At 72.6% G+C, this 718-nt stretch carries 1 protein-coding gene; it reads left to right on the forward strand.

Features of this window, described 5'->3' with window-relative positions; translation table 11 throughout:
- On the forward strand, positions 1 to 718 hold a 718-nt coding region (locus tag ACEU5R_RS31950), incomplete at both ends, for a hypothetical protein (RefSeq protein ID WP_392413928.1).

Raw genomic sequence — 718 nt, forward strand, 5'->3', positions numbered from 1 at the left:
TGGTCGGAACATCACCGTCGCGCACCAGGGCCTGGTGCAGGCTGCCGACACCTTGGCCGCCACCGCCGCCGGTTCAATGCAGATCGCCGGCCGCGCGCTGGCCGGCCGCGACCAGACGCTGAGCGCCGGAGATGGTCTGTCGATCGACGGCACCGCCGCCGCCTTGAAGGGCGACCTGACCTTGACGGCCACGCGCGGCGACCTGATCCTGGGCGCGGCCTCGCGTCAACAGGCGGACGGCACGCTCACCGCCACCGCCGGCGGCGCGTTGCAGGCGCTGTGCTCGGCCTCGGCAGGCAAGGATTTGAGCCTGCGCGCCGGCACAGATGCCCGGCTGGGCGGTGTGATCGGCACGCAGACCGGCAAGCTCTCGGTCAACGCCGCGCGCGACCTCTTCATCACCACCGATGGCCGGCTGCAATCCGGTGCGGCGCTGGCCCTGGACGCGGGCGGCACGCTGAACAACGCGGGCGTCGCCTTCGCCAGCGGGCGGGCTGACCTCTACGCAGGAACAACGCTGGCCAACACCGGCTCGGTGCTGGCGGGCGGCGACCTGAACGCGCGCACGCCCGGCCTGCTGAACAACACCGGCCGCTTCGTGGCGGGCGTGGACGCCGATGGCAAGCTGAGCCAGCCGGGCAGCCTGACGCTGACGGCCGGCACGCTGCAACACGCCGGCACCAGTCTGGCCGGCAAGAACATGACGCTGTCCGCGACG

This window comes from Achromobacter sp. 413638 (genome assembly GCF_043119405.1).
Lineage (GTDB): Bacteria > Pseudomonadota > Gammaproteobacteria > Burkholderiales > Burkholderiaceae_B > Achromobacter.